The sequence below is a fragment of the Rhizobium sp. R635 genome, from assembly GCF_002211285.1.
Lineage (GTDB): Bacteria > Pseudomonadota > Alphaproteobacteria > Rhizobiales > Rhizobiaceae > Rhizobium.
The window spans coordinates 291,137-313,548 of sequence record NZ_LOKX01000032.1; the positions used below are offsets into that span (position 1 = coordinate 291,137).

Annotated in this window: 22 protein-coding genes; 16 read left to right on the top strand and 6 right to left on the bottom strand. The window is 62.3% G+C overall.

What is annotated here, in order from left to right:
* Window positions 1-2: 2 nt before the first annotated feature.
* From malQ to ATY78_RS20880, 8 genes are all read left to right on the top strand, one after another.
* The gene (gene malQ, locus ATY78_RS20850) at window positions 3-1,904 is read left to right on the top strand and encodes a 4-alpha-glucanotransferase (protein ID WP_088684198.1); all 1,902 of its coding nucleotides are present in this window, start codon (window positions 3-5) and stop codon (window positions 1,902-1,904) included.
* Window positions 1,905-1,921: 17 nt separating this feature from the next.
* On the top strand, window positions 1,922-2,116 hold the full coding sequence (locus ATY78_RS20855; RefSeq protein WP_088684199.1) for a hypothetical protein: 195 nt from the start codon (window positions 1,922-1,924) through the stop codon (window positions 2,114-2,116).
* A 163-nt stretch (window positions 2,117-2,279) separates the two neighbouring features.
* Window positions 2,280-2,441, top strand: a complete 162-nt coding sequence (locus tag ATY78_RS28620) for a hypothetical protein (RefSeq protein WP_190237498.1) — start codon at window positions 2,280-2,282, stop codon at window positions 2,439-2,441.
* Between the two features lie 183 nt (window positions 2,442-2,624).
* Window positions 2,625-2,909 carry a hypothetical protein gene (locus ATY78_RS20860; protein WP_088684200.1) on the top strand — a complete coding sequence of 95 codons (285 nt, stop codon included), beginning with the start codon at window positions 2,625-2,627 and terminating at the stop codon, window positions 2,907-2,909.
* Between the two features lie 35 nt (window positions 2,910-2,944).
* Window positions 2,945-3,352 carry a hypothetical protein gene (locus ATY78_RS20865; protein ID WP_088684201.1) on the top strand — a complete coding sequence of 136 codons (408 nt, stop codon included), beginning with the start codon at window positions 2,945-2,947 and terminating at the stop codon, window positions 3,350-3,352.
* Window positions 3,353-3,419: 67 nt separating this feature from the next.
* The gene (locus ATY78_RS20870) at window positions 3,420-3,668 is read left to right on the top strand and encodes a hypothetical protein (protein WP_088684202.1); all 249 of its coding nucleotides are present in this window, start codon (window positions 3,420-3,422) and stop codon (window positions 3,666-3,668) included.
* A 273-nt stretch (window positions 3,669-3,941) separates the two neighbouring features.
* The gene (locus ATY78_RS20875) at window positions 3,942-4,172 is read left to right on the top strand and encodes a hypothetical protein (RefSeq protein WP_088684291.1); all 231 of its coding nucleotides are present in this window, start codon (window positions 3,942-3,944) and stop codon (window positions 4,170-4,172) included.
* A 104-nt stretch (window positions 4,173-4,276) separates the two neighbouring features.
* Window positions 4,277-4,537, top strand: coding sequence for a hypothetical protein (locus tag ATY78_RS20880; RefSeq protein WP_088684203.1), 261 nt, complete (start codon window positions 4,277-4,279; stop codon window positions 4,535-4,537).
* 67 nt (window positions 4,538-4,604) lie between these two features.
* Here ATY78_RS20880 and ATY78_RS20885 read toward each other — a convergent pair whose 3' ends face one another.
* Together ATY78_RS20885 and ATY78_RS20890 are read right to left on the bottom strand one after the other, a co-directional pair.
* Window positions 4,605-5,543: a sialate O-acetylesterase gene (locus ATY78_RS20885; protein ID WP_088684204.1), complete on the bottom strand. Its 939-nt coding sequence runs from the start codon at window positions 5,541-5,543 to the stop codon at window positions 4,605-4,607.
* Window positions 5,544-5,822: 279 nt separating this feature from the next.
* Window positions 5,823-6,893, bottom strand: coding sequence for a LacI family DNA-binding transcriptional regulator (locus ATY78_RS20890; RefSeq protein WP_088684205.1), 1,071 nt, complete (start codon window positions 6,891-6,893; stop codon window positions 5,823-5,825).
* Window positions 6,894-7,068: 175 nt separating this feature from the next.
* Between ATY78_RS20890 and ATY78_RS20895 the strand changes: the two genes are divergently transcribed.
* The 6 genes from ATY78_RS20895 to ATY78_RS20920 all read left to right on the top strand — a co-directional run bounded on the left by ATY78_RS20895 (window position 7,069) and on the right by ATY78_RS20920 (window position 13,699).
* Window positions 7,069-7,896 (top strand): ABC transporter substrate-binding protein, encoded by an 828-nt coding sequence (locus tag ATY78_RS20895; protein WP_088684206.1) that lies wholly within the window; start codon window positions 7,069-7,071, stop codon window positions 7,894-7,896.
* Window positions 7,897-7,976: 80 nt separating this feature from the next.
* Window positions 7,977-9,497 (top strand): amino acid ABC transporter permease/ATP-binding protein, encoded by a 1,521-nt coding sequence (locus ATY78_RS29015; protein ID WP_088684292.1) that lies wholly within the window; start codon window positions 7,977-7,979, stop codon window positions 9,495-9,497.
* Between the two features lie 61 nt (window positions 9,498-9,558).
* Window positions 9,559-10,695: an FAD-binding oxidoreductase gene (locus tag ATY78_RS20905; protein WP_088684207.1), complete on the top strand. Its 1,137-nt coding sequence runs from the start codon at window positions 9,559-9,561 to the stop codon at window positions 10,693-10,695.
* 89 nt (window positions 10,696-10,784) lie between these two features.
* Entirely contained in the window at window positions 10,785-11,291 is a 507-nt protein-coding gene (locus tag ATY78_RS20910) for a hypothetical protein (RefSeq protein ID WP_088684208.1), read from the top strand.
* Window positions 11,292-11,481: 190 nt separating this feature from the next.
* Entirely contained in the window at window positions 11,482-13,380 is a 1,899-nt protein-coding gene (locus ATY78_RS20915) for a potassium transporter Kup (protein ID WP_088684209.1), read from the top strand.
* A gap of 67 nt (window positions 13,381-13,447) precedes the next feature.
* Window positions 13,448-13,699: a hypothetical protein gene (locus ATY78_RS20920; RefSeq protein ID WP_088684210.1), complete on the top strand. Its 252-nt coding sequence runs from the start codon at window positions 13,448-13,450 to the stop codon at window positions 13,697-13,699.
* Window positions 13,700-13,724: 25 nt separating this feature from the next.
* Here ATY78_RS20920 and ATY78_RS20925 read toward each other — a convergent pair whose 3' ends face one another.
* Window positions 13,725-16,232 carry a methyl-accepting chemotaxis protein gene (locus tag ATY78_RS20925; RefSeq protein ID WP_088684211.1) on the bottom strand — a complete coding sequence of 836 codons (2,508 nt, stop codon included), beginning with the start codon at window positions 16,230-16,232 and terminating at the stop codon, window positions 13,725-13,727.
* A gap of 169 nt (window positions 16,233-16,401) precedes the next feature.
* Window positions 16,402-17,130, bottom strand: coding sequence for an endonuclease/exonuclease/phosphatase family protein (locus ATY78_RS20930; RefSeq protein ID WP_088684212.1), 729 nt, complete (start codon window positions 17,128-17,130; stop codon window positions 16,402-16,404).
* Between the two features lie 135 nt (window positions 17,131-17,265).
* Here ATY78_RS20930 and ATY78_RS20935 point away from each other — a divergent pair, with 135 nt between their 5' ends.
* Window positions 17,266-18,225, top strand: a complete 960-nt coding sequence (locus ATY78_RS20935; protein ID WP_088684213.1) for a lysylphosphatidylglycerol synthase domain-containing protein — start codon at window positions 17,266-17,268, stop codon at window positions 18,223-18,225.
* Here ATY78_RS20935 and ATY78_RS20940 read toward each other — a convergent pair.
* Window positions 18,172-19,692 (bottom strand): phospholipase D-like domain-containing protein, encoded by a 1,521-nt coding sequence (locus tag ATY78_RS20940; RefSeq protein ID WP_088684293.1) that lies wholly within the window; start codon window positions 19,690-19,692, stop codon window positions 18,172-18,174. The two genes, ATY78_RS20935 and ATY78_RS20940, sit on opposite strands and share 54 nt — an antisense overlap.
* 99 nt (window positions 19,693-19,791) lie before the next feature.
* Between ATY78_RS20940 and ATY78_RS20945 the strand changes: the two genes are divergently transcribed.
* Entirely contained in the window at window positions 19,792-21,039 is a 1,248-nt protein-coding gene (locus ATY78_RS20945) for a DUF763 domain-containing protein (RefSeq protein ID WP_088684294.1), read from the top strand.
* 69 nt (window positions 21,040-21,108) lie between these two features.
* On the opposite strand, the gene ATY78_RS20950 is transcribed toward ATY78_RS20945, so the two are convergent.
* Window positions 21,109-22,101 (bottom strand): DUF4105 domain-containing protein, encoded by a 993-nt coding sequence (locus ATY78_RS20950; RefSeq protein WP_088684214.1) that lies wholly within the window; start codon window positions 22,099-22,101, stop codon window positions 21,109-21,111.
* Window positions 22,102-22,412: the final 311 nt, after the last annotated feature.

Here is a 22,412-nt window from a genome sequence, read left to right on the forward strand (position 1 = left end):
TGATGAAATCCGCTGACCTCGACAAGCTCGCCCGCCGGCACGGCATCAGTCCGACGAGGCCGAGCCCCGACAATCGGGAGGTGGCGATCTCCAATGCGGTCAAGCGCAAGATACTTTCGGCGTTGAACGTCGAATTGTCCTCTGCCGCCGGTCCCGAGACCAGCGTGGCGCAGCCGGAGCCGGCGGATGGGAAGATCGCGGTGTCGTTCCTGCCCGAGTTTCTTGCCTGCACGCGGATCTGGGGCATAGCCCTGCAGCTTTACGAACTTCGTTCGGTGCGCAACTGGGGGATCGGAGACTTCGAGGATCTTGGCGAGATGGCGGATCTTGCGGGGTCGCTCGGCGCGGATTTCATCGGCCTCAACCCGCTTCATGCGCCGCTCCTTGCCGATCCCGAGCGCTGCAGCCCTTACGAACCTTCGAACCGCCAGCATCTGAACCCGCTCTATATCGCCGTCGACCGGGTGCCGGGATTCGCCGGCAATGCCGAACTCGAACGGCAATTGAAGGAGCTTCGCCGAACCGTTCTCGTTGACTATGCCGGCGTCGCACGCCTCAAGCTTCAAGCCCTGCGCGACCTCTGGCCGGTCTGGAAGGCGCAAGCGGAGATGGACGAGACCTACAATCCCGATGATTTCGCCGCTTTCGTGGCGCAGGGCGGGCACAGCTTGCGGCGACACGCGCTTTTCGACTGCCTGTCGCTTTCCATGGTCGAGCGCGGCGCGGGCGCCGGCTGGCAGGCATGGCCGGTGGAGTTCCAGCGTGTCGACAGTCCCACCGTCGCCGCGTTCGAGCGCGAGCATGCCGACGACATCCGTTTCCACATGTGGCTGCAATGGCTCGCCCATCGGCAGCTGCTGCAGGCGGCGGAGCGGGCGCGCAAGGCCGGCCTGCGGCTCGGGCTCTATCTCGATCTTGCCGTGGGCGAGGCCGTCGACGGTTCGGCGACGTGGAGCGAGCCCGAAGTCTATATCTCCGAGGCCACCATCGGCAGCCCTCCCGATCCCTTCGCCATCGATGGACAGGACTGGCACTTAGCCGGCTTCCTGCCCTCCAAGATCACCGCAGGAGATATGTCGCCTTACCGCCGCATGGTGAGCGCTGCCATGCGCTATGCCGGCGCGATCCGCATCGACCACGCACCGGCGCTTCGCCGCCTCTTCCTCGTGCCGCTCGGCAGCCGGCCGGAGGAGGGCGCCTATGTCCGCTATCCCCAGCATCAGCTCATGCAGATCCTCGCCGAGACGTCCGCCGAGCATCGTTGCCTCGTCATCGGCGAGGCGCTCGGAATGATCCCGGAAGACCTGCCGGACGATCTCGAAGCAGCGCAGATCCTTTCCTACCGCATCCTTTCCTATGAGCAGGACGAAAAGGGCCTCAAGCCGGCCGACGCCTATCCCGCCCTCGCTCTGGCCTGCATTTCGACGCATGACCACCAGACGCTTGCCGGCTGGTGGCGCAGCGCCGACATTCGGGATCGGTGTCAGCACGGTATCGTGCCGCCCGATCTCACCGAAAAACATCTCGAAAACCGCAAACGGGAGCGCAGACACCTGAAGGCGGCGCTCAAGGCGGCGGGCCTCAATCTGCCGGTCCGCCTGACCGCAAGGGCAAGCCAGGAGACGCTGAGGCAACTCACAGTCAGCGCCCATCGCTTCATCGCCAGAACGCCGTCGCTGCTCGTAGCGGTCCGGCTTGCCGATCTCACCGACGAGAAAAAGCCGACCAATATTCCAGGCACCAGCGACAGCTACCCCAACTGGAAGCCGAAACTCTCGGTCTCGCTCGAAAATCTGAGATCGAGCCCGCTGCTCGCGCGCGTGACGCAGGCGATGCGGGAAGAACGGCCGCAAAATCGAACGGGGAGGGAACGAATAGAGAGGCGGCGGATTCTGAATAGGTAAGAGTAAGGATCGCCGAAATGAAATCGAAGAAACCACTGGTCGAAGTCGCCGTCGCAACCGAGGAAGGACGGGTGCCGCTCGGCAACGCCAAGCAGGCGCTGGCGCTTCCTGACGATCTCGATGTGGAAGTATCCCATCCCGATCATGAGCCGGGCAACACGGATCATTTCATCCAGAAAAACGAGCTGCGCCGGCATCTGGATAAATCTTAGGAGCGATTTGCCTGGGGCGTTCCCACTGTTGCGGATTTGCCGCCCAAGGCGGAACTTCCGCGCCTTTGGATTGTTTGACTCGACAAACCGAAGGAGAAAATCTGATCAGCCGGAGGCTTCAGGTCCGTCCGCTTGATATGACCAACATGATGGAAAACAGACCATGACGACCGCATTCATTCTCGTTGCACTGACCCTCATCGTCATCTTCGCCGGCCCGACCATGCTCTATATCTGCGTCGGCTATGCCGACTATATGCTGGAGCGGCGCAGGCATTTGCTGGCGGTAAAACACGCCGTAAGGCGTCGCAGCGACGAGCTTTAGCCCCGGCGAACGATCGGGGCCAGGATCATCTTCACGCTTGAATGCCGACGCTTTCGGCCGCCGGCCCGGTTGTTCCGGTCCATCCGGGCTTTCGCTTGCCGCCGCTCGATTCCGGAACAAATATCCCTCGCCGCTTGTTACATTGGCGAAAAGCTGGCGACACCGGAGCAGTTGGAGGGTTCGATGAAGCGGAGCATGGGATTGATCCTCGCTGTTGCGCTGGCGGGCTGTACGGCCAGTGTAGGCAGCTATTCCTCGGCCGGTCTCGAACCCATTCCCGGCAGCATCACCTATAACGGCCAGCCGCGCACGAAGTTGACGAAATCACCGGTGGGTTCTTCCTTTCCGCATAACTTCACCGATCAATGGGGACGGGAAGTCGAGGAGATCTACATCATCCGGCCCGACCGGACTTTGCTGATCGCCGAGCGTCATTACCGGCCGGTCTTTTCGCTCGACGACGACTAACCTTGTCCGCCCGCCGCATAAGAGGAGAAACGATCATGCCGCGCCGTAACAGCACTGAAACCGCGACCCTCGACATCAAGGGAGCCAAGATCGGCGAGCCGGTGCCGAAGGCCATTATCGATACGAACACCGCCTCCGTCGGCATTCCCAGGCAGCCGGATTACGACCCTCGCGAAGAGCTGAGCGCGCTGCGAAGACAGATCGACGCGCTCCAGCAGCAGGTTCTGGAGGCCGCCCGCACGGCCAAGGAGGGTGCCGGTAAAGCCGTGCGTCAGACCGAAGCGACGGTGAAGCTCTATCCGGTTTCGACGGTCCTCTTCGCCGCGGCCGTCGCCGGTGCGCTTGCCCTTGCGGGACGCCGCGCTTTCGCGCCGCGTCAGCGCTACTCCTCGCCGCTGGACGAGTTGAGGGATCTTTACGGCGCGCTTCGGGAGCGCATCTGATAAGATTTTGGGATTGTCAGCCTCTCGATTATGCCCGACGCTTCGTCATCCAAGCGAGGGGAAAACCATGCAGGACATCATCATACGAAGCGGTCTTGATATCGTTGGACGCACGGAACGCCTGGTCGAGACGGCGAGGCTGCTGCTGCAGAGCGGAAAGCTCGATGAGGCCGAACTCTACGAACTCGATTATGAGATCGAACGGCTGAAGGATATGGTCTACGCTGCGGACGAGGCCATCCGATCGCTGGCACAGACGGCTAAATGCTTACCGGAAACCGTCTGGACGCACGGGCTGAGGAGCACATTGCATTAAAGGCTGTCGCCGCCTTCGCCGGCCGGGTTTCACGAGGCCGGTTCGGAAGGGCTTTCATGCCCGATCTGCATGTCACGCTGATGTCACGCGACCGTAGCAACAATATGTGCTTCATAGGCACTGTCGGATCAGGCTGAGGGGCCATCTGGCCGATTGCCCGAACCTGCCGTTCCGGCAGTTGATCGATTAATGGGGACGACGGTCGAGAAGGACGCGCTGCTGGGGTATAGCACCACTCCTCTTGCCGGTCATTGTTTCGTTGGGGCAATCGCGATGAGCACGAAGAGATCAGGGCGGAAATCTCAGCCCAGCGAATTCATCTTTCCCGTTCATACCCGGACGATCGCGCAGATTCGCTACGACATTCGCAGCCAGGTGATGACGGTGGTCTATCATGATGGCCGCTCGTGCAAGACATCGGGTATACAAGGCCCGGCGATGCTGAGGATTCTTGCCCAGCAGCCGCTGGAACGCTCTCCCTTTCTGCTGCAGACGGTCATCTGACGCGTCGGGATCGATCTTCCGAACATTAAATCGGCAGGCACGGTGCATCCATTTCCGGCGCGCCGCGTTCATCCATGACAGTCAGATCCATGGAGGGAACGCCTATGACCTTTCCAGCGCCGAAAGCCGAAGCCCCCGCGCAGCGCTTCAAGGAGGCGGCCGCAGCAGCGCGCGATGCTTTGGGACAGCTGATCGCAGAAGCGAATGAAGCCGGATGGGGAACCGAGGAAATTTCGCTGGCGCTCGTCGAGGCCGCGCGGTTTCTGAACGACGCCAACAAGAAAGACCCCGATCCGGCCGATGATCCCGCCATCAGCGATACGCCCGCAAAGGAACAGATCGGCCACGGCGAACTCTACGATTAGAGCGGGATATGTTCCTGCGCGAGCTGAGCCTGGTCGAAACTCCCGAGGGCGCGAAATTGAGACAAGACTATCGCGAGGTCTCCAGGTGGCTGTCGCTACGCAGAAGGTTCAGCCAGGCCTGCGACACTTTCTCCCCGGCCGTGCCCCCGAAATGGCAATCGTCGTAGCGGTCGTCTCCATCGAGTAACGCGTCGGAATTTACCCCCTCCCGGATGCCGTGGCCGCCTTTTGACAGGGCCAGCTGCGCCCGTACTATCGCATTGTCCGGAATATGCTCCTTGAAGCCGCCGTTGCTCGGTTCGAGGCATTTCGATGCGATCGAAATGTAAACGGGTGCTTCGACGTCGTTCTGCCGCAACGTGTCGACCATCGACATGAAACGTTGCTGATAGGCCTCCGCAGTGGTGCCCATAACGAGGTCCGCCTCTCCTTGCACCCAGAGGACGTTTGTTATCCGATAGCCGGAATCCCGAAGCTGTTTGATCGTATCGACCAGCACAGGATTGAAATCGCCGCCTGCCGCCCATCGTGCGACCTCAGATCCGGAATATGCGAGAGGCGCGAGGATGACGCTGTCATTTCGTCCCGATGCGATCAATTTGTTCCCAAGAAGCGTCCAGTACTCGCCCCTGGTATTGGTCGATCCAAGAAGCGGCGACGCCGCGATGAAGCACCGTTTGTCGAAGGCGTTTACAACGCGAGCGCCATAGTCCGACCGGTGCCGTTGTCCACCGTAGTTGGCCGCGTTCGATTGGCCAAGAATGAGCAAGACGGCAGTTCGATCCGTTTGAGCCGGGCAGGTCACAGCGGTTTTCGTCTCATCGCCGATGAGGCGTTCCTTGTCGTCGAACGTATAACGGCTTGGAGCCGCCGCCTTCTCTCCGCCGACCATTTTCTTCAGCGCGGAAAGTTGTGGCCAGGGAAAGATCTCATGTCTCGCGCTCATGCCGCCGAGAAAGTAGACGGCGATCAAGGCGGCCAGGCCAACTGCTATTGTTGAGCGCATGTCGTTACCTTTTTAACATCATCCGATGACATCGAGCCTGTCGGGCGATCAAGGCTGCTCCAGCCATGAAGGTCCTTCACATCAGCCACATCTGCTTGCTCGGGCATGATCTCTAAAAAGAGTTCGCCGCGAAGATCGCGCCCCAATCGGCGACTATTTCGTGCAGAGCCGCCGCAAACCTGCTCTAAACTATAGTCCGGACCAGTGATTACAATCATCCGGTTGGGTGAGAAATCCTACTGCTATGTGGGTTAGATCTAGTATCGCTCGGCGGCAGCGTCACCGGTCGATCGTCGCGACCGAGCTGCGTATCACCAGGCTCGTCGCGACCTGCAGACGCTCGACGGCGAGAGGTTTTCGCTCGATCCGGGCGACCAGGCGCTCGCCGGCGAGCTTGCCCATCTCGTAGACGCGCTGGTCGACGACGGTGATCGACGGAACCGTGACGCTGGCCCAGTCGGCATCCAGGAAGGAAATCATCGAGACGTCGTTCGGGACCGAAAGCCCAAGCGATTGCAGCGACTTGAAGATGCGCAGGCCGACGAGGCTGTCCGATGCCAGCAGCGCGATCGGCGGCGGCGCGTCCTGGAGCAGGCGTCTGATCACCTCGTCCGTCTGCTGCTGGTCAGTGGCGCCGAGCCTGACATAATGAAGCGGGTTTGGCAGGGCCGTTTCCCTCAGGACGCTGACGAAGCCTTCCACGCGTTCGCGCACGGCGGAATTGGAGATCTGAGCGATATCGGTGAGCCCGCCATCCAAGGCCTCCATGGCGGAGACATAGGCGAGGCGGCGATGCCCCTGGCCTATGAGGTGGCGGGTCGCAGCGATCGCCGCATCGCGATCGTCTCCGGTCACAGCGTCGACGTCGAGTTCCGGAATGCTGCGGTCGAACAGCACGAGCGGCACGCCGGCGCGGCGGACATGCTGGAGATGTTCAATGCTGTCGCAGCGGGCGGGCGTGACGATCAACCCGTCGACGCGTTTGCCGATCAGCAGGTCTACGGCCGATTTTTCCGCATCGAGCTGTTCGCCCGAGTTGGCGATGATGACGTTGAAGCCTGCAAGCCGGGCCGCATCGCTGATGCCGCGCACGGCGAGGCTGAAGAAGGCGTTCTCGATATCGCCGACCACGACCCCGATGATGCCGGATCTTCCGGTGCTCATGCTCCGGGCGAGTTCGTTCGGGCGGTATTCGAGTGCGGCCGCCGCCGCCATCACCTGCTCCTTGATCGCATCGCTGACGACGCCATAGCCGCCGAGCACGCGGGCGGCCGTCGCCTTCGACACCTTCGCGGCCCTTGCGACATCGGCGACCGTGACGGAACGTTTCGGAGCAGCGGAATCTTCCATGGGGCAGCACTACAAGAGTCGTTGACGACAGGTCAATTGACGGATATCAAATATGACATGAGACCGGTCTCTTTATATAGGAGACCGGTATCCTGTCCATGGTTCTATCGCGCTGGCGACAGCGCCGGACGCACCGAATGCCGACAAGAGCATCCCTTCAGAGCGGAGAACGAACATGAAGCCTTTTGAATCTTTCGCGGCCATCGCCGCTCCCTTGCGGGCCGGCCTTCTGACATGTCTTCTGGCGATGGGAGCCGGGTCTGCGGCTGCGGCCGACAACCCTTACAATTTGATCGAGCCCGGGACGATCAGCGTCGGCACGATGGGCGACGCCAAGCCCTATACGTTCGCGACGGCGGACGGCCAGTTCACCGGTTTCGATATCGAGTTCTTTCTCAATGTCGTCTCGCGCATCGGCTTCCCCAAGGACAAGGTGACGTTCACGGGCCAGGAGTTCTCGGCGCTGCTGCCATCGGTCGCCAACGAACGCTTCGACGTTGCCGTTGCGGCGATCGGCACCACCGAAGCCCGCAAGAAGACGGTCGATTTTTCCGACGGTTATCTCGCCGGCTACCTCTCGGTGCTGACGTCGGATGCCGCGATCAAGGATGCGGACGGGCTGAAGGGCAAGCGTCTCGGCGTCGTGCAGGGAACGCTGCAGGAAGTCTATGCGGCGAAGAATTTCACCGAGACCGATCTGGTGAAATTCCCCGACAACAATTCCGCCGTCGCCGCGCTGAACAACGGCACGATCGACGCGCATTTCCTCGATTACGAGGCGGCCAAGCAATATGGCGAGCGCTATCCCGCGCTGAAGGTCGCCGTCAACATCCCGTCCTTCGACGCGCCGGCGGGCTTCGTGATCAGGAAGGGCAATGAGGCCTTCCGCACGGCCCTGAACGGCGCCCTGCACGACGCGATGCAGGACGGCACCTGGAAGACGCTCTATGAAAAATGGTTCCCCGGTTCGCCGATGCCGGACCAGTATCTTCCCAAGAAGTGAGGCGGCAGGCCGTCCGCTTGGAAACGGACGGCTGACGCTGCGCGCCGGCGTGCCCGGCAAGGGCTTCGATGGGGATTTCGATGAACTGGCTTGAAAATCTGCGCCGCAGCTTCCTGGACTGGGAGGCGATGGCGGAAGTGCTGCCGAGCATGATCAGCGTCGGTTTGAAGAACACGCTGATCCTCGCCGCCGCTTCGACCGTGCTCGGCGTCGTCATCGGCATGGTGCTTGCCGTAATGGGCATTTCACAATCCCGCTGGCTGCGGCTGCCGGCGCGCATCTATACCGATATTTTCCGTGGCCTGCCGGCAATCGTCACCATCCTGATCATCGGCCAGGGCTTTGCCCGGATCGGGCGCGACATCTTCGGCCCTTCGCCGTTCCCGCTCGGCATCCTGGCGCTCAGCCTGATTGCCGGCGCCTATATCGGCGAAATCTTCCGCTCGGGCATCCAGAGCGTCGAGCGCGGCCAGATGGAGGCCTGCCGGGCGCTCAGCATGAGTTACGGGCAGGGTATGCGCCTGATCGTCATCCCGCAGGGCGTCAGGCGCGTCCTGCCGGCGCTGGTCAACCAGTTCATCGGCAACGTCAAGGATTCGAGCCTGGTCTATTTCCTGGGATTGCTCGCCTCCGAGCGGGAGATTTTCCGCGTCGGGCAGGACCAGGCCGTCGTGACCGGCAATCTGTCGCCGCTGCTGCTGGCGGGTGTCTTCTACCTCGTCATCACCGTGCCGCTGACCCATCTCGTCAATTTCATCGATACGAGACTGCGGCTCGGAAAACAGGGACGCGGCTCGGGGGCCGCGAGCGGATTGGTCGAAGTGAGCGAGTTGCAGGCGGCAGCCGGCCCTGCTGCCAGCGATACGCCGCGTTTCAAGGGCGGCGCGCTCGGCATCCGCAATCTCAGCATGGCTTATGGCGAACTCGACGTGCTGAAAGGCATCGATCTCGATATCGCTCCGGGCAGCGTCACCTGCATCATCGGCCCTTCCGGTTCGGGCAAGTCGACGCTGCTGCGCTGCCTGAACAGGCTCGTCGAGCCGAAGGGCGGCGACATCCTGCTCGATGGCGAAAGCATTCTCGCCATGAAGCCGGAGAAGCTGCGCCGGCGCGTCGGCATGGTGTTCCAGCACTTCAACCTGTTTCCGGACCATACAGCGCTCGAAAATGTCATGCTGTCGCTGACGAAGATCAAGAAGATGCCGAGGCAGGAGGCGCGGCGCATCGCCGAGGCGCGCCTGGCCGAAGTCGGTCTCGCCGCGCGCCGGGATCATCGCCCGGCGGGCCTTTCGGGCGGCCAGCAGCAGCGTGTCGCGATCGCCCGGGCTCTCGCCATGGATCCCGAGATCATCCTGTTCGACGAAGTGACGAGCGCGCTCGATCCCGAACTGGTGAAGGGTGTTCTCGACCTGATGGCCGCGCTCGGCCGCCAGGGCATGACGATGGCCGTCGTCACCCACGAGATGGGATTTGCCCGCAGGGTGGCCGACCAGGTCGTCTTCATGGACGAGGGCCGGATCGTCGAAGCGGGCTCCCCGCGAGAGATTTTCGACAATCCGAAAAGCGAGCGGCTGCGGCGCTTCCTCGCGGAAGTCCTCTGACGCGTGACGCATCCGCCCGGTTTTTCCGAATGAAGCAAGAGCAGAAGACAAGGTTATCGACATGAATGCTTCCCCCAAACCTTCGAAGGTCGTCGTCATCGGCGGCGGCATATTCGGCGTCTCGACATCCGTCCATCTCGCCCGGCTCGGCATCTCGACCGTGCTCGTCAATGACGGGCCGCTTGCCAACGGCGCCTCCGGCCGTTCGCTCGCCTGGCTCAATTCGGCGCGAAAACGGTCGGACGCCTATCACCGGCTGCGTCTTGCCGGCATCGACCGCTACCGCACGCTCGCCGCCAGATATCCCGATGCAGCCTGGCTGCGCTTCGACGGCGGCCTGACCTGGGATGCGGACGACGCCGGCAACGAGATCGCGGAGATGTTCGACCATGAGTGCGCGCTCGGCTATCACGCGCAATGGTTCGCGCCGGAGGATGTTGCCAGGGTGACGCCGGGCATCGACGCGGACGCCGTGACGCCGCAAGGCGCGATCTTCAATCCTGGCGAAGGCTGGGTCGATCTTCCCTCGCTGATCGACGTGCTTGCCAGGGAATTCACCTCGCTCGGCGGCGAGATCGTCACCGATGCCGGGAGCGCAACGGTCGAGGTCGAAGGCGCGCGTGTCTGCGGCGTAACCGCGGCGGACGGCAGGCGCTGGGATGCCGAATCCATACTGCTTGCCGCCGGCGCCGCCGTTCCCGCAATCGTGGCCGAGACCGGCCAGGAGATCAAGGATGCGACGCCCGTCGCCCTTCTCGTCAGGACCAAGCCGGTCCGCCACCCGCTGAAAGCTGTGCTCAACACGCCGCGCGTCGCCATCCGGCCCACACCCAATGGCGGTTTCGCGCTCGATTCCGCCTGGTCCGAGGAAGAGGTCGGGTTCAAGCCGGACGGCAGCTATGATGTCAGGCAATCGACGCTGGACGGGCTGCTCCGCGAGGCTTCAAAAGTTCTCGAAGGCAACCCCGTGCTCGAGATCGAAGATTATGGCGTCGGCCCGAAGCCGATCCCGGGCGATGGCGAGCCCGTTTTCGGCGAATTGCCGTCGATCTGGGGTTATTTCGTCGCCTTCAGCCATAGCGGCGCCACCCTCGGCCTGATTGCCGGCGAACTGCTGGCCGACGAGATCGCCACCGGACGCCGGCACCCGCTGCTGGCGGATTTTCGGCCCGAGCGCTTCAGCCCGCCGGAAGGATAAATCGACTTCGGGCGGCGTGGTTCGCCGAGCGGGTGGATCAATTAGAGCCATGGAACGTTCTGCCGACAGGAAACAACGGGAGACGCATCATGTTCAAGGACGAACCCGCCGGCAGCGGCACGGACAAGCGACTCGACGACGCCGGCCTTCCCCTGGCAAACAGGGAAGAGGCCGACATCAATCCTGATCTCCTCAGGCGCGAAGGTTTTGCGAGCGAGGCCGAATACCTCGCCTATCTCGCCACGCTCGGCCGGGATATTCCGTTCGAAGCCTATGTCGTGGAAACCGTCGAGGTCTCCGAAGGACCGGTTCTGGAAGCCCGCCTGCGGGAGTTGCGGGAAGAACTCGAAAATCTTCGGGCTCGGCTGCATGTGATCAGGGATCAGGCCGCGACCGTCGTTTCGGAAAACGTCCGATGGGCCGATGCCAGTGCTCATGCGCAGCTTGGCGATCGGCCATGGCTCAAGCTGGCGGGCGCGATGGCCGCGGCATTCGTCGTCGCCCGCGGCGTCAGGCGGCTGCCTCTGGGAACCGTGACGACCACCGCGCTGCCCCTGATCGCCGCCGCCCTGAACCGGAAGCTTGCGAAGGCGTGATGTCGCGACGTGTGAGGTTTCGAGCGACATCATGCTCTGTTTCCCTTGATTTGAACCGGGATTCGGATTTAAGGCCGGTCAGGCCTATAATCTGGGGATCCCGGTGAAACTCGATTAGGCTAAAATGCCGTTTCAAATCGCGATGGCCGCACCATATCCTTGGTCTGGGTCAACAGCCGAAGGATGCCTGATGAGTGCAACAGCCCACGAAGCCAGCAGCCACAATGGGTCGCGACAATTCGCGGGCCTGCTGATCGGTGCGATCGGGGTCGTATACGGCGATATCGGCACCAGCCCGCTCTACGCCTTCCGCGAGGCGCTTCGGCCCTTCGCCCATGACGGCGCGGCGCCGCATGAGGTGATCGGGCTGATCTCGCTGATGATCTGGACGCTGACGATCATCGTCACGTTCAAATACGTGCTCTTCCTTCTCCGAGCCGATAATGACGGCGAGGGTGGCACGCTGTCGCTGCTGGCTCTGCTGATGAAGAAGACGAAAAGGCACGCGACGATCTTTTTCTTCGCTGGCATCATCGGCGCTGCCCTTTTCATCGGCGATGCGATGATCACGCCGGCGCTTTCGGTCCTTTCTGCGCTCGAAGGGCTGAAGCTGGTGACGCCTGTCTTTACGCCCTACGTCCTTCCGATCGCAGTGGCGATCATGCTCGTGGTATTCCTTGTGCAATCGGTGGGGACCGCCGCGGTTTCCAAGCTGTTCGGGCCGATCACGCTCGCCTGGTTCGTCGTCATCGGCATAGCCGGCCTGCTTCACATCGCCGACGACATGTCCATTTTCGCCGCGCTCAATCCCTACTACGCCTTCGATTTCATCACCCACGCAGGCTTCGTCGGCCTCGTCATCCTCGGCGCGGTGTTCCTGACCGTCACCGGCGCGGAGGCGCTCTATGCTGATCTCGGGCATTTCGGGCGCAAACCGATCCAGGTCGCCTGGTTTGCGGTGGTCTTCCCATCGCTTGCCCTCAACTACCTCGGGCAGGGCGCTCTCGTCCTCAGGAACCCGGCTGCCGCATCCGATCCGTTCTTCCTGCTCTTCCCCGAATGGGCGATGCTGCCCGCCGTGCTTCTGGCGACGGCCGCGACCATCATTGCGAGCCAGGCGGTGATCACGGGCGCCTTCTCGCTCGCGCGCCAAGCCATCCATCTCGGCTTCCTGCCGCGGCTGGAAATCTGCTTCACCTCCGCCTCGAACACCGGCCAGATTTATGTTCCCGCGGTCAACATGGTCCTGCTGATCGGCGTGCTCGCCCTGATCTTCTCGTTCGGCAGCTCGGAATCGCTGGCGACGGCCTACGGGATCTCGGTCACGGGCGCGATGGTGGTGACGACCATCCTGTCGTTCCAGTTCCTGCGCGCCGTCTGGGGCTGGACGGTGCTCTCGGCCCTCGCCGTGCTGCTTCCGCTCTTTCTGCTAGAGAGCATCTTCCTCAGCGCCAATCTCCTGAAGATCCATGACGGCGGCTATGTTCCGGTGCTGATTGCCGCGGCGCTGATCGCCATGATGTGGACGTGGAAGAAGGGAACGCTTCTCGTGCGGGATAAGTCTGCACGCAACGACATTCCGCTCACCCAGTTCATCCGCTCGATCGAGCGTAAGTCGGAACACAGCCCGGTCGATGTGCCGGGAACGGCGATCTTCCTGTCGAGCGTGCCCGACATGGCGCCGGGCGTCCTCCTGCACAACATCAAGCACAACAGGGTTCTTCACGAACAGAACGTCATCCTGAACATCAGGACGGCCTCGCGGCCCTATGTGCCCGACACGCAGCGCGTGACGATCGAGAGGCTCTCGCCCCGCTTCAGCAAGATCCAGCTGGATTTCGGCTTCATGGAGGATCAGAACGTGTCGGCGGCGATGCCGCTTTGCCGGCAGGCCGGGTTCCAGTTCGAGATCATGTCGACCTCGTTCTATGTCGGGCGGCGCAAGCTGGTCGGCGATCCCAATACCGGTCTTCCCCGCTGGCAGGATCGTCTGTTCATCGCCATGGCCGGCTTCGCCATCGATCCATCCGATTATTTCCAGCTGCCGAGCAATCGCGTCGTCGAGCTCGGCGAGCAGATGGTGATCTGAGCGGCCGCCATCTTGTTGCCGAACTGTGCGTGAACTCTTCCTTTCCCAGAAGGAGGCAGAGGCAGGCATGGCTGGATATGACGACCGCTACGTCGAGATCACGACGCGCCTTCGCTCGGTGCAGTCGTTTTGCGATTTCCTCTCGCAGGGCGGAACCGTTCGCATCGCCCCGGCGGAGGGGGCGTCCTACAAGGACGTGACGGCTGTTCTCCTCGAGCGCAACCGCCGGGAAGCCGAAGTGCTCGCCCGCACGCGCCGGCAGCTCTATCCCGAGCTTGCGGACGAAGACGTGACGCCGCCGCTCTACAGCCGCCACTGACGCCGCCACGAGCGCGGGCGGCCGTTTATGCCGCGCTGGCGCGCCGAGAGGCGCCCGTTTCACCCAGCTGGAACTGGTCGATCAATTGCAGGAGCGTCCTCGTCTCGTCTGCGAGTTCCTTCGTCGCCGCGCTCGTTTCCTCGACCATGGCCGCGTTCTGCTGCGTCATCTGGTCCATCCGGTTGACGGAGGAGTTCACTTCATGCAGCGCGTTGTACTGTTCCCGGCTCGAGCGGGCGATGACGTCCATCTGTTCGGATGCGCTGACCACCTTTGAGGAGATGCTCTCGAGGACATCGCTCGTTTCGCGCACGACGCGCGCGCCGTTGGTGATCTCCGCCCGCGAGCGGCCGATGAGCTGCTTGATCCGCTGGCCGGCGTCTGCCGAGCGCTGGGCGAGATCGCGGACTTCCTGAGCCACGACCGCAAAGCCTTTGCCGGCCTCGCCGGCGCGGGCGGCCTCGATGCCGGCATTGAGCGCGAGCAGGTTCGTCTGGAATGCGATATCGTCGATGACGTCGATGATCTGCACGATCTCGTTGGAAGCCGCCTCGATCTTGCTCATTGCATCGATGGCGCTGGCGACCACCTCCGATGACGAATCCGCCGTCTGCTTCGTGTCCGTGATGATCTGGCGGGCATCGTCGGCGCAGGCCGCCGACGAACGGACCGTCGTGGTGATCTCCTCGATGGCTGCGGCGATCTCTTCGAGCGCGACGGCCTGTTGTTCGGTGCGCTTCGCAAGGTTGCCGGCGGAAATGTCCATCTGCCCGGCATTTCCTTCGATCATCCGCGTATTGGTGCGGATCTGGTCGATCGTTTCCTGGAGGCGCAGCAGGGACGAGTTGAAGTCGTTGCGAAGCTGCTCCAGACGGCCGAAGAAGGGCGTTGCGATCGTCTGCGAAATATCGCCATGCGCCAGGCGTCCGAGCCCCTCGGCCAGCGCCGTCACCGCAAAATCGATCTGCTGTTCGACTGAGCGTTTCTCCTCGTCGTTGCGATGCCTTTCCTCCTCGGCCCTCGTCCGTTCGATCTCGCTGCGCTCCTCGATCTCGACCTTGGCAATGGCATTGTTCTTGAAGACGCCGAGCGCACGGGCCATGTCGCCGATTTCATCGGCGCGGCTCTCGCCGACGATCGCCGTTTCGAGCTTGCCGTCGGCGAGCCGCCGCATGGCCGAGGTGATCTGGTTGATCGGCCCCTTGAGCGTGACGGTCAGCCCGATCCCGGCGAGAATTGCGATCACGACGCCGAGGATCGTCGTTCCCATGGACATGGAATTGGCATCGGCCCGTTCCTCGGCCGCGTTCTGCCGCTGCATTTCGGCGAAAGCCGTCAATTGAGCCCACATGCGGTCCACATCGGCGGCGGCGGCGCGGAATTCGTCCTGGCGCTGTGCACTGATGCGGACGAGATCGGCGGCCGATGTTTGCATCTTGTCCAGCGCCGGCAGAAGTTTCTTCTTGAGGTTGTCGAACTGCGCAACGCCCCCCGCATTCGAAACCAGCATGTCCAGGCCCTTCCTGACGGCGGTGATTTCCTGCGAGAGCCTCTGGAGATTGGCGTCGGTGGGCGCGAGCGTCAGCTTCGCCATGACGATCTGGATCACGTAAGCCGAGGTCGTGAGCTTCTGGCCGTCCCTCTGGCCGGTCTTGGCGCGATCGACCGTCTTGGCGGTCTCGGCCGCCTTGTCCGTCACCGCCTTCACCCGCCGCGTCGCCACCGCCTGCAATTCCGGCAATGTGCCGACCATCTGGCCCGTCGCGTTTTTGAGGCCGGCTGCGCGCTCTTCGGTCTCATCGGTGGCTTCGGCAAGCGGCCTCAAGGCGGCAATGGCATCGTCGATCGTCTTCTTGGCTTCCGGCACCTCGCCGGCAAGCGCCATGGCCAGGATGCGTTGCTGCCGGGCGAGCTCCTCCATATCGGTGCCTGTGATCGCGCCGGCGGCTTGCGCCTTGTCGTTCAACGATTGGGCGAGGGAGGCGAACTCGGAAATGCGCTGTGCATCGCCGAGTGTATTGCGAGCTTCGTCTTCCTGACTGTCGGCGGCGCGCTGGAGAACCTTGGTGCCCTCGACGATATCCGTCTGGGCCGACACGACGACGCTTTGCGCCTTTTGGAGATCGGCGAACAGCGCTGCCCGGCTCTGCTGAAGCTGCCACAGCGTATCCATGCGGGCCGAAATTCCGTCGATGGAGGACAGCGCCTGTTCCAGCTCCTGCTGGCCGCTGCGGTCGGAAGCAAGCCTGTCGAGGCCGGATTTCAGAAGGGTCCGTTGATCGGCAAGCTTTTGGGCGACGCCATCCCGGTTTTCCTGGGTGGCATTGGCTAGAAATTCGGCCATTGCGGCCGACAGGTTGCGGAAGCCGCTGAGCGATTGCAGGACGGAATTGGAAATATCCATCCGCCCCTGAAGCAGGCTCGATGCATAAAAACCCGTCGCGCCCACGGCGATGATGCTCAAGACGAACGGGGTAATGAACACCATCACCTGCGTCTGGATACGAACCCGCGATAACAGCCTTCCGAACATGAGCCCCTCCCCTTCTGTATTCCGCAAACACTCGAGCATCAATGGAATGAATATTTCGTAGCATGAAATTCGTGAAATATCCGTTTCAAATGTCGCTCTGATGGGGACTCAACGTCGTTTTTCCACCGGGTACTGAGAGGCGAACTGTCCAGACGCGACGACGGAGCGATCAGGCGAAGCCGATTTCCGCAAGCAGCGGAAGATGGTCCGAGGCGACGCGTGTCAGCCGGTTTTGGAGCACGGCTGCCCTGCCGACGACGAGATCGTCGGTGACGAAGATGTGGTCGAGGCGCATCAGTGGATAGCGGGAGGGAAAGGTCGCTCTCGGCGCGCCCGGCCCGGCGAGCTGCGCATCTTTCAATGTTCGCGCGACGAGCCGGTAGGTCGCGGACGAAGGAATGGCGTTGAAATCGCCGCAGAGAACGGTCGGCAGGGGCGCTTCCGCCGTGCCGTGCAGCCAGCCGGAATTCAGCAGCGTCGTCATCTGCTTGATCCGCTCGCGCCCGCGAAGGCCGAGATGGGTGTTGACGACGAGGAGCTTTCTGTCGCCGACCGCAATTTCGACGGAAAGCGCGCCCCGGGTCTCGCCGATCGAGGGCAGGGGGCCTGATTTGACCGCGCCGGTCGGCAGGGCGGTGATGATCGCATCGCCGTACTGCTCCTCGGCCACCGACAGCGCCGGATGGAAATGCGCCTGCATCTTCAGAAGCGAGGCGATCAGATGCGCCTGGTCGATGCCGCCGGTCCTGCGCCTGCCGACATCGACTTCCTGAAGCGCGATGATATCGGCCTCCGTTTCGGCGATGACGGAAGCGATGCGGCCGGGATCGAGCTTCCGGTCGCTGCCGATGCAGCTGTGCACGTTATAGGTCAGGAGTTTGATCGGTTTATTGCGCATAGGTCTGCTGAAAACTTGTTTCCCCCGGGAATGAAACGGAGAACCGCGAAGGTGCGGCTCTCCTGGGAACACAGAACTCGTTTGATCGTTCCAGAAGACGAGCCCTGCCGCCCGCACTTCGGAAATGGATCATCGATGAGCCTGAAAAAGCTAATCTTGAATGGACTGCTCGTTGCCGCCCTTTGTCTCGCGGTCTTTCTTCTTTACCGGATATTCCAGCAATATAGCCTGGATGAGATCGTCCAATCGGTTCGAAGCATCCCGCTTTCGACCTTCTTCACAGCACTTGCCTTCGCAGCCGCATCCTATCTCTGTCTCAGCTGTTTCGATCTGCTCGCGATCCGGTCGCTCGGCAAATCCTTGCCCTATCGCAAGATCGTGCTCGCCTCGTTCATCAGCCTTTCGCTCGGCCACAATATCGGCTTTGCGGGCCTGAGCAGCGGCGCCTTCCGCTATCGATACTATTCACGCTGGGGGCTGACGACGGAGGATGTGGCGAAGATCATCCTGTTTTGCGGCGTCACCGTGGGGCTTGGGCTCGTCACGCTCGGCGGCCTTGCCCTGATCGTCAATCCTGGCGATGCAGCGCGCTTGCTGCGCGTCGATGCGGCAAGCGCCCGCATCTTCGGCCTGCTGGCGCTGATCGTGCCGGTCGTCTATGCGGGTTTGGCGTTCTTCGTCCGCGGCAAGCTGCGGCTGTGGCGCTGGTCGTTTCAGCTGCCGCGCTTTCCGATCGCGGTCGCGCAGGTCTGCGTCGGGACGATCAATTTCTTGCTGGTGTCGGCCTGCCTGCACCAGATGCTCTCGACCTTCGGCGACGTTGCCTTCTTCCGCTCGGTCACGGCTTACGTGCTGGCCAATTCGGCGATCCTCGCAACCCATATTCCCGGTGGTCTCGGCGTGCTGGAAGCGACCGTCTCCTATGCCGTGCCGCAGCAGGCGTCGATCGGCGCGCTGATCGCCTTCCGCTGCGCCTATTTCTTCATCCCGCTGGCGCTCGGCGTAACACTTCTCCTCATTAGCGAGCTCATCTTCCGATGGTCACGCGGCGCGGGCGAAGAGGCGGACGAGTGCGCCGAGGCCCAATCGGTGTAGGAGCAGGAAGGGCCGGCTCGGATCGAAGATCGCGGTGCCCGTGATCGGCGAGATTTTACCCGACAGTTCGACGGTAAATTCCCTGAGGCCGCGAGCGCCCTCGTTCAGCGCGTCGATCGCCCCGATCATCGAGCCGCTTTGCGCACAGGCGGCGGCAAAAGTCTCGGGAGCCGTTCCGAGATATTCGGCCAGCAGGCGATTGCGCAGTTCCGCGATCGCGCGGCGATGCTCGCCGTTTTCAGCCTCGAACAGCAGATCGCATTCGGAATCAAGCCCTTCCGAGCGATTGTTGAGATTGGAAGAACCGATCCGCGCCAGCTCGTCATCGGCGATCATCAATTTGGAATGGATGAGCACCTCGACCTCGCTGTCCGTCTGTACTGACAGCTCGGCCTTTTTGGGCCCGGGCACGACGGGATAGTAGACCCGCAGGCGGTTGGCGCGATCGGCGCGCTTGAGGCGGCGGATGACTCGGTCGCGGTTGCTGCCCATGACGAGCTTTTCGATCAGCCCGTGAGAGCGGCGCGTGCAGATGACGATGATCTCAGGCCCATCCTTCTCCTGCAATCGTGCGGCAATGGCGTCCGCGACGCGAAAGGAGGCGAGATATTGCGCCTCGATATAGAGATGGCGCCGGGCGCGGGAAATGATCTCCAGGGTCGAGGCGATGCCGTCGCTGATGCCGCTGCGCCAGGTGGTCGCCGGCTCGGTCAGGGCGAAACCGACTGGGATGTCGTGCAGCGAAACCGAAAGGTCGTCTGGCCAGGCGAAGGGCATGCTCCCGGCAAGCGGCAGATGCTTTTCGCCGGTGGCGGCTTCCCAGCGCCGTCTGGCGATATCGCCGATCAGCCGGGCGGCGTCGCCTGTCACCATCGCCTGCACGTCATGCAGCGGATCATAGGAAACGCCCTCGGGATCGCGCCGCAGCCTGTCCCTGGCGCGGTGGCGCCGCGTATCCCATCGCCGCGACGTCAGGTCTATGCCGCCGATGAAGGAGACCGCGTCGTCGATGCAGACGAGTTTCTGGTGGTGGCAGCCACGAAGGGCGACCTGGAGATCGAAGCGCAGATCGATCCTGGTGTTCTTGGGGAAGTTCTTCTTGCGAAGCACCTGCAGGGATTTTTCCGAATAGATCGGCCCGAGCGTCCAGATGAGGATGCGAATTTCGAGCTGAGGATTTGCCGCTGCCAGGTCGTGTAGCAGGTCGGCCAATGTTTCTTCGGATTTTTCCGGTTCCATCAGGATGTCGGGATTGAAATCCCACCCGACGATCCAGATGGTATGTTGCGCCTGCCGCAGCGCCCGCGAGACCTCGGCGAAATATGTATTGCCGTTGATCAGAAAGGCGGCTTTGTCAGCGCGTCCCTGGAGCCGCAATGCCGTGCCTCCTTCTTTTTCGCCACCCGGATGTTGCGCTTTTGTTCGGGTCAGGTACGGTTGACTGGATATGGCTTCGAATGCGGTCATGTTTGCCTCGGCCGTTTGACTGAAAGCAAACGCCTGGAATTTCACAGGGTTCCCGATGGCATGACGGGCGGCCCCGTGGTGCAGGATAAAGGAAACGAGATGTCACAGCGGGCAGGCAGCGCCGATCTTCCTCTTCACGGGGGACGCGTGCCGCATTGGCTCGGCGACCGGATGACGCGGCTGGGAACGCTGATTACCGAGGCGATCGTCCATCACTACGGCCGCGACGAATTCCTGCGCCGGCTCGCACATCCTTTCTGGTTCCAGTCCTTCGGCGCCGTGATGGGCATGGACTGGCACTCCTCCGGCATTACAACAAGCGTTCTCGGTGCGCTGAAACGCGGGCTGACGCCGCGCGCCGGCGAACTCGGCCTGCATGTCTGTGGCGGCCGTGGCACGCATTCACGCAAGACCCCGCAGGAGCTCGTCTCGATCGGCGAGCGTGTCGGCCTCGACGGCGAGGGGCTGGCGACGACGAGCCGCCTCATCGCCAAGGTCGACAGCGCCGCCCTGCAGGACGGCTTCGACCTTTATCTCCACGGCTTCGTCGTCGCCGACGACGGCCATTGGGTGGTCGTGCAGCAGGGCATGAATGGCGACCGGCGGCAGGCCCGGCGCTATCATTGGCTCTCCGAAGGGCTGGAAAGTTTCGTCGACTCGCCGCATGCGGCGATCGAAGGCCGGAGCCAGGGCGAGATCGTCAATCTTGCCGACAAACGCGCCGAGCGTTCGCGGCGCGGCCAGCTCGACCTGCTCGCGACACTCGGCCCCGACAGGATCGTCCGCGAGGCTTCGGCGCTGCTGCGCGCCGAAGAGCCGGCGCCGGAACCTGCCGCACAGCCCATGCTGCCGCATCTCATCATGCCCGCCCATCATGATGTACGCGAGAGCGACGTCAACATGCGGCGGCTGCACGGAAACCTGGCTGCGGCCGCTGACCGCGGGCCGGCGGATTTCCAGGAACTGCTGCTCGTTCCCGGCGTCGGCGCCCGCACGGTGAAGGCGCTGGCGATGGTGGCGGAGGTCGTGCACGGCGCGCCCTGCCGTTTCTCCGACCCGGCGCGCTTCTCGATCGCCCACGGTGGCAAGGACCGCCATCCTTTCCCGGTGCCGCTCAAGGTCTATGACGAAACGATCGGCGTGATGAAATCGGCGGTGCTGAAGGGCAGGCTCGGACGCGAGGAAGAGCTGCAGGCGCTGAAGCGCCTGGACGAACAATCCCGCCAGATGGAACGCTACGTCACCGGCCCCGACCTCAAGGAAATCATCGCCGGAGAATTCCGCCAATCCGCCGATTTCGGCGGCCGCAGCGTCTTCGGCTGGGAGCCGCCCGGGGGTGAGGATTAGGCCATGGTGGCGAAAGTGTCAGCGGTTTTCGAGCGCCGTCGATTCCAACTTTCATGGCCGATGCGCCGTTCAATCGAGCGGTGAAGGCACACCCTCACGGATCGCTTTGGAAAAATCCTCGGAAGCGCCGGAACCTTTTGCCCGTGCGGCGATATGCGCCGCCGCTTTCAGCTCCTCAAAAGGCAGATTCATGTCGAGCGCTTTCCGGTCATAGGCGAATTCCGGAAGGTAGCCGTTCACGATCAGCCGCCAATCGAACGGAAATGTAGCGCCGACGGCCCGCATCATTTTGGCGGCAGTTGTCGTGCAGTTGGTCGTGAGCGAGTTGTAGAAGCGCGGGTGTTCGGCGAGCGTATTCGCATCGCTCACATATTGCAGGAGAAGCCGTGCGGCGTTGGCCGGCGGAACGCGCATGCGAAAGAGCTGAACGTCCTCGCCGCGTATGTTGGATCGGACACGAATGACGTCGCTTTCGGTGGCCGCGATGATGACGAGGGGATTGCTTTTGAAGAGATCGCCGATCGGAGAGAATTTACCCCCGGCCGTTCTCCGCACCTCGATCGACCATGCCAGGTATTGACCGTCATCGAACCCAAAACTCAGGATCATGTGCGCCATCTCCGGTCCTGCCCAATAGGACATGAACAAATCCAGGCTCCTGAGCTTGCTCAGGTCGTAGGTTGGCGACTCCCATTTTTCCACAAAACCGCCATCTGTTTTCCAGGCAAAATTTCTGACATTGGTCAGCGTGAGCATGTTGCCTTCGACCGAGCCTGTCACCTGCCTGGCGACGTCTCCCGCCCAGTTGGCCGTCACCGGGGGCTTGATCGAGTTCCACCACACTGCGATGCCTGCAAAACATAGGACGAAGGGAAGGATGACGACGAGGCGCGGCTTCCAGATCATGGAAATTGCCGCGGCAACACCGACCAGCGCGAGGACGCCTGCCGCGACCGCTCGGATCGGCGGGGATTCCGGCAGACGGTAGAATAGCGCGAGAGAGGCCCATATGGTCGCCAGCAGAAACGCTACGCCGAAAACGGCCCTTGCAGCCCGAAACATTATCCGAGCGGGGAGGGGCGCTTGCCGCCGCCCGGGGCTCGCAGATCTTGACGCACTTTGGCTGTTGTTGAAACTCATGACGCCTTCCTATCCTTGGTGAAGGTCAATCGATGATTTCGATGTTCCAGACATTTGACGAGGACCGAGAAGGCGTCCTATCCGGAGGCGCATTATCGATGCTCGGGATGGTCTGGCTCCCGTGACGAGATGGCGAACAATCTGTCTTGAACTGTGGACGCTTGTCCAGTCCGCATCGGACAAAACAAGAAGAGTCTTACGAGCGGACGACAGTCGAATGCCGGCTCGGCTCG

What these genes read in the sequence shown, in the direction of transcription:
- ATY78_RS20920 (WP_088684210.1), top strand. Translation starts at nt 13,448, where the DNA reads ATGGCTGGATATGACGACCGCTACGTCGAGATCACGACGCGCCTTCGC.
- ATY78_RS20875 (WP_088684291.1), top strand. Translation starts at nt 3,942, where the DNA reads ATGAGCACGAAGAGATCAGGGCGGAAATCTCAGCCCAGCGAATTCATC.
- ATY78_RS20925 (WP_088684211.1), bottom strand. Translation starts at nt 16,232, where the DNA reads ATGTTCGGAAGGCTGTTATCGCGGGTTCGTATCCAGACGCAGGTGATG.
- ATY78_RS20930 (WP_088684212.1), bottom strand. Translation starts at nt 17,130, where the DNA reads ATGCGCAATAAACCGATCAAACTCCTGACCTATAACGTGCACAGCTGC.
- ATY78_RS20865 (WP_088684201.1), top strand. Translation starts at nt 2,945, where the DNA reads ATGCCGCGCCGTAACAGCACTGAAACCGCGACCCTCGACATCAAGGGA.
- ATY78_RS20945 (WP_088684294.1), top strand. Translation starts at nt 19,792, where the DNA reads ATGTCACAGCGGGCAGGCAGCGCCGATCTTCCTCTTCACGGGGGACGC.
- ATY78_RS20870 (WP_088684202.1), top strand. Translation starts at nt 3,420, where the DNA reads ATGCAGGACATCATCATACGAAGCGGTCTTGATATCGTTGGACGCACG.
- ATY78_RS20890 (WP_088684205.1), bottom strand. Translation starts at nt 6,893, where the DNA reads ATGGAAGATTCCGCTGCTCCGAAACGTTCCGTCACGGTCGCCGATGTC.
- ATY78_RS20910 (WP_088684208.1), top strand. Translation starts at nt 10,785, where the DNA reads ATGTTCAAGGACGAACCCGCCGGCAGCGGCACGGACAAGCGACTCGAC.
- ATY78_RS29015 (WP_088684292.1), top strand. Translation starts at nt 7,977, where the DNA reads ATGAACTGGCTTGAAAATCTGCGCCGCAGCTTCCTGGACTGGGAGGCG.
- ATY78_RS20880 (WP_088684203.1), top strand. Translation starts at nt 4,277, where the DNA reads ATGACCTTTCCAGCGCCGAAAGCCGAAGCCCCCGCGCAGCGCTTCAAG.
- ATY78_RS28620 (WP_190237498.1), top strand. Translation starts at nt 2,280, where the DNA reads ATGACGACCGCATTCATTCTCGTTGCACTGACCCTCATCGTCATCTTC.
- ATY78_RS20905 (WP_088684207.1), top strand. Translation starts at nt 9,559, where the DNA reads ATGAATGCTTCCCCCAAACCTTCGAAGGTCGTCGTCATCGGCGGCGGC.
- ATY78_RS20885 (WP_088684204.1), bottom strand. Translation starts at nt 5,543, where the DNA reads ATGCGCTCAACAATAGCAGTTGGCCTGGCCGCCTTGATCGCCGTCTAC.
- malQ (WP_088684198.1), top strand. Translation starts at nt 3, where the DNA reads ATGAAATCCGCTGACCTCGACAAGCTCGCCCGCCGGCACGGCATCAGT.
- ATY78_RS20855 (WP_088684199.1), top strand. Translation starts at nt 1,922, where the DNA reads ATGAAATCGAAGAAACCACTGGTCGAAGTCGCCGTCGCAACCGAGGAA.
- ATY78_RS20935 (WP_088684213.1), top strand. Translation starts at nt 17,266, where the DNA reads ATGAGCCTGAAAAAGCTAATCTTGAATGGACTGCTCGTTGCCGCCCTT.
- ATY78_RS20950 (WP_088684214.1), bottom strand. Translation starts at nt 22,101, where the DNA reads ATGTTTCGGGCTGCAAGGGCCGTTTTCGGCGTAGCGTTTCTGCTGGCG.
- ATY78_RS20860 (WP_088684200.1), top strand. Translation starts at nt 2,625, where the DNA reads ATGAAGCGGAGCATGGGATTGATCCTCGCTGTTGCGCTGGCGGGCTGT.
- ATY78_RS20940 (WP_088684293.1), bottom strand. Translation starts at nt 19,692, where the DNA reads ATGACCGCATTCGAAGCCATATCCAGTCAACCGTACCTGACCCGAACA.
- ATY78_RS20895 (WP_088684206.1), top strand. Translation starts at nt 7,069, where the DNA reads ATGAAGCCTTTTGAATCTTTCGCGGCCATCGCCGCTCCCTTGCGGGCC.
- ATY78_RS20915 (WP_088684209.1), top strand. Translation starts at nt 11,482, where the DNA reads ATGAGTGCAACAGCCCACGAAGCCAGCAGCCACAATGGGTCGCGACAA.